General features: G+C 41.2%; 5 protein-coding genes. 3 read left to right on the top strand and 2 right to left on the bottom strand.

The window, feature by feature from the left end:
- Window positions 1-145: 145 nt before the first annotated feature.
- Window positions 146-1,150 carry a glycoside hydrolase family 10-like protein gene (locus PX636_RS08390; RefSeq protein ID WP_353853463.1) on the bottom strand — a complete coding sequence of 335 codons (1,005 nt, stop codon included), beginning with the start codon at window positions 1,148-1,150 and terminating at the stop codon, window positions 146-148.
- Between the two features lie 310 nt (window positions 1,151-1,460).
- Window positions 1,461-1,895, bottom strand: a complete 435-nt coding sequence (locus PX636_RS08385) for a peroxiredoxin (protein ID WP_004162983.1) — start codon at window positions 1,893-1,895, stop codon at window positions 1,461-1,463.
- 197 nt (window positions 1,896-2,092) lie between these two features.
- On the opposite strand from PX636_RS08385, the gene PX636_RS08380 reads away from it, so the two are divergent.
- From PX636_RS08380 to PX636_RS08370, 3 genes are all read left to right on the top strand, one after another.
- On the top strand, window positions 2,093-3,889 hold the full coding sequence (locus PX636_RS08380) for an N-acetylmuramoyl-L-alanine amidase family protein (RefSeq protein ID WP_288116735.1): 1,797 nt from the start codon (window positions 2,093-2,095) through the stop codon (window positions 3,887-3,889).
- 396 nt (window positions 3,890-4,285) lie between these two features.
- Window positions 4,286-4,429 (top strand): hypothetical protein, encoded by a 144-nt coding sequence (locus PX636_RS08375; RefSeq protein WP_002792728.1) that lies wholly within the window; start codon window positions 4,286-4,288, stop codon window positions 4,427-4,429.
- On the top strand, window positions 4,426-4,686 hold a 261-nt coding region (locus PX636_RS08370; protein ID WP_288116732.1), incomplete at its 3' end, for an AAA family ATPase. The genes PX636_RS08375 and PX636_RS08370, both read left to right, overlap by 4 nt.

The raw sequence follows: 4,686 nt of genomic DNA, 5'->3' as shown, positions 1-4,686 counted from the left end.
TAGCTGGTTATAATTAAATTAAAAATGGATTTTAGGTTCGATCCCCCCTGCCCCCCTTGATAAGGGGGGTGCCGATCCCCCCTTAGTCCCCCCTTAATCCCCCCTTAATAAGGGGGGCATCTGATAATTTTTAACGCCTACCTACTTAAAACCGAGGAATATGATTAAAAAGATGACGCATGACCACAAATTCCCAAGAAAATAACGAATAGCCATAACCCTGCTGCTCCACCGTCCTCACCTGAGCTTGTAAACCCTTTAAGGAAAAATCAGGATTCCAACCCGCATATAAACCCACCCCCACCGGCACATACCGGGAAGCTGTCGCCAGTCCCGATCCCGAAAGACTCGCCGCCACCTGATTGGGAGTTTTCCGATAGATCTGTAAGACCACCTCATCCACAATCCCTTGACGCACCCAAGCCAACCAATTTTGATTATATTTATTCACCGCAAAAGAGTGAGGATTAGGCGAAAGACTCACCACCAACTTGGGATTAATCGCCTTGACATGATCGTGCAACTTGCGGGTTAAATTCGTTAAAGCCTGACTTTTATTACCAAAAACACGCGGAACCGCCCAATGATCATCTAACTGAATCCCCGCCAAATCTTTTTCTTTTAAAATATCTTCCATATTCCCCAAAAGATAGGCTTGTACCTGCGGATTCGCCGGATCTAACCAGACATTGGTTTCCACCACCGTCTTCCCTGCGGGCGTTTTTAATAGCCAATCCGGATGCTTTTTGGCAATGGGATCCTTAGGGGATAACATCAAACCATACTCAAACCAAGCATAGGGCTTCAAACCCTGCCGTAAAGACTCCTTAACCGCTGCCCTCCAGGGATTGCTCAACGGCGGCACAAACAACCAATTCGTCGGACGTTGGGAAGTCGGATAAAGCGTTCCCCTAAACCCATAAACACTAAAATACACCCGGTCATAACCCGATCGCGAAAGATGATTTAACACCTCGTCTAAGGACGTAGTGTGATGTAACAATATCGTGCCAATATTGGTTAACCAAACCCCCTTCATCTGCTCATTTTCCACTGCCTTTCGGGGAGCCGCTCGGTGAGTAACCAACAACAAAAAAGCCACTCCAGCAACAATCCCAAGCCTCTTTAGGTACTTGCTAAACTTAACCATGATTCCCGATTAATCCCACCAAGATATTTGATAATAGTATTAAGTAGGGAGGCCAAATTGTTTGTAGGATGGGTTAGCGGTAGCGTAACCCATGCAGGCGTTGGGTTTCATGCTTCAACCCAACCTACGTTCATCTTATATTTAATTCCACCCACCCACTTATTTTAGTCTGATTTTTAATATTCAGTTCATCATCAGCAAGACCTATTTAGTTATACTAAATCCGGTTATTAAAAACTGATTATCAGTGAACTGGGGTATCGGGTGTATTAGGCTCCCCTAACACACCCAGAAAAGATTTTAGGAAAAATTAACCGACTACGCAGAGAATATCCGATGCGTGACTAGCGGTATTCACTTTCTCATCCACATGGCTAATTTTGCCTTCTGCATCGATGATATAGGTGACGCGCTTAGAATAGCCACCCCCATCGACGTCATAAGCTTTGGTGATAGCACCATCGGTATCTACGAGCAATTGGAAGGGTAAACCGTATTTTTCTTTAAATTGTGCATGGGAACCCTGGTCATCCCTGCTCACCCCGAAGACTACTATTTCCTTGTCTTGGTATTGTTCGTAGTTATCCCGGAAGCTTTGCGCTTGCTTGGTGCAGCCGGGGGTATCATCTTTGGGATAGAAGTATAAAACTACGACTTTACCTTGAAAATCCGACAGGGAAACGGTTTTTCCAGTATCGTCGGTGGTGGTAAAGTTCGGTGCGATTGTTCCAACGGTTAAAGCCATAACTCCGATTCCTTTACAAAAGTTAATCTATATTGATCATAAGGGATGAGGGTCAAAAACAGGGAGAGGGGTGAAGAAGTCAGAGCATTTGTACTAAATTTTCCCGATCAGTTTAAATACAGTGCAACTGAGAAGACGAACAACAAACCTCCAGAATTTGTCCTAGGATAATATTTGTCAGCTAAGAGGGGGATAATATGGGGCTATTCTGGTTAAAGGTGAGAACTTTTGGGCAAAATATCTTAATCGGTTTAGGTTTAGTCCTATTAATCGGTTTTTATCACAGCATCAGCGCTAAATCTGCCTCATTAATGATTGTTTATCCTCCCGATAATCATCAAACCACGGCCTCGAGAATCTTTTTTATTGGTTCTGCTCCTCCATCCGGTCAAGTTTTGCTCAATAATCAACCGATTCAACGCAGTGCTAAAGGATATTTTGCCCCTAGTTTTCCCCTAGAAGTTGGCGAAAATAATTTCACTATTCGCTATCAAAACCAAACTATTAATCGTCAAATAATTCGTCGAGATACTCAAGCAGTTATTCCCCAAGGATTAGCTTTTGCTGATAACTCTCTCAGTCCTTCTGTCCATAGGACGAGGTTAGTGGGGGAATGGATTTGTTTTAGTGCGATTGCCACTCCCCAAGCTCAGGTTTCTGTGCAGTTAGGAGATAAAATCTTACCTCTTTTACCCCAAACTCAAACCACAAAACTGCCTAGTAATGCCGCAGTTTTAACTAATCTTAATCAAGCGAATTCTGAGGATAAAATTGGTTACTATCGAGGTTGTCAGCAGTTTAAGCAAGAGGCTAACTTAGGAAAACCTATTTTTACAGCACAATTAAATAATCGATCGATTAGCCAACAAGGTCAAGGAGAAATTAATATTATTAGCGATCAAAATTTACCAGTGATTGAAATTATAGTTGCGGAAGGGGTAGCGCGCACGGGGCCGGGTAGTGATTATTCCCGTTTAACTCCTTTACCCCAAGGTACGAAAGCGAGAGTCACTGGGAAAGAAGGGGATTGGTTACGGTTAGATTATGGTGGTTGGATTTTAGAGCGAGAAACCCGTTTAATAGTTAATGAGGTCCTAGATAATGCTAATATTCGCGGTCTCTCTTCTCGAAGTATCAATCAAGCAACAGAAATTATTTTTCCCCTCTCCCATCCTGTACCCATCGCCGTGGCACAAGAGGATGATAAATTTATTTTGACCCTTTATAATACCATTGCCCAAACCGATACAATTTTTCTAGTGGATAATCCCTTGGTCAGACGTTTAGATTGGCGACAAATCAACCCGACTACGATAGAATACACTTTTAATCTTAACCAAAAACAACAGTGGGGTTATAGTCTTCGTTACCAGGGGACAAATTTAATCTTAACCCTGCGTCATCCCCCGGAAAAAAGTGATAATTTACAGGGCAAAGTTATTTTATTAGATCCCGGACATGGAGGTAAAGAAACTGGTGCTGTCGGTCCGACGGGTTACACAGAAAAAGAGATTAATTTGGTTATGTCTAAATTAATTAAACGGGAGTTAGAAAAATTGGGAGCAACAGTTTATTTAACCAGAGAAACTGACATAGACTTATCTTTACCGGCACGAGTAGAGATGATTAATAATCTGCAACCAACCCTAGCAATATCAGTTCACTATAATGCTTTACCTGATGATGGAGATGCCTTAAATACTCAAGGAATTGGCATATTTTGGTATCATCCCCAAGCAGCGGATTTATCAGTTTTTCTCCACGATTATTTAACCAAAAATCTTAACCGTCCTTCCTATGGAGTATTTTGGAATAATTTAGCTTTAACTCGTCCCTATAGTAGTCCTTCATTGTTATTAGAGTTAGGATTTATGAGTAATCCTCAAGAATTTGAATGGATTATCGATACTCAGGCACAAAAACAATTAGCGCAAGTTTTAGCCGCCGGAATTAGCCAATGGTTTCAACAATCTGGGGTAATCGCTTCTAGTTAAGATTTAATGGCAATCCGAGGGAGATAAGCTTAAATCTTTGTGAAAAATCAAGCCCTAGCTGGAAAGCCGGTGATAGGATTAGCTGGAGTTTTTATCTTAATCTGAGGAAATTAAATCAAGTTCATGGAAAAAATGTTACCAGTGAACAGCAATCGGACAAAATAACTGCTAGATTACAAGGTATATTCCATAATTCTCTAGTAGATATTCAAACAGCGATCGCTGTTTGATAAAAATCGCTGTATTAGCCAACAAATAAAGATAGTTTACTGAAAATTTGCCAACAATTCACGCCCTTATAGACAACTTGATCGCTGCCCCCCTTATTAAGGGGGGATTAAGGGGGTATCAAAACCACCTTATTAAGGGGGGATTAAGGGGGAATCAATCTTCTATTTGATTAGAACTACTTACTTAAAAGTTAATTATTGCCATCAACAGATTCACCAAAATTATCTAGATTTAGCTGAAAAAGCCCACCTCAAGGTTGGGGTGGGTAAGTTAAATTCCACTCCTGTTATTATTCTCCTCTACCCATGACTAACTCTTTATATATCAGCACGACGGCAACGGGAAGCGGTAAAGCGTTAGTAGCTTTAGGAATTATTGACTTAATTCTCCGCAAAACTAATAAAGTTGCTTTTTTCCAGCCAATTGTTCTCGACTGCTCCGAAGGTCATCGGGACGAAGACATTGACTTAATCCTCAATTATTTTAAATTAGAACAAACCTACGAAGAAGCCTTCGGTTTATGTTACGAAGAAGTTAAGGATTTATTGGTACAACAAAAATTTGAT

Origin of the sequence: Microcystis sp. M53598_WE2 (assembly GCF_030067735.1) — a bacterium.
Taxonomy (GTDB): domain Bacteria; phylum Cyanobacteriota; class Cyanobacteriia; order Cyanobacteriales; family Microcystaceae; genus Microcystis; species Microcystis aeruginosa.
Note: the sequence above shows the minus strand (reverse complement) of the source record. Positions and strands in the feature narration are given on the sequence as shown.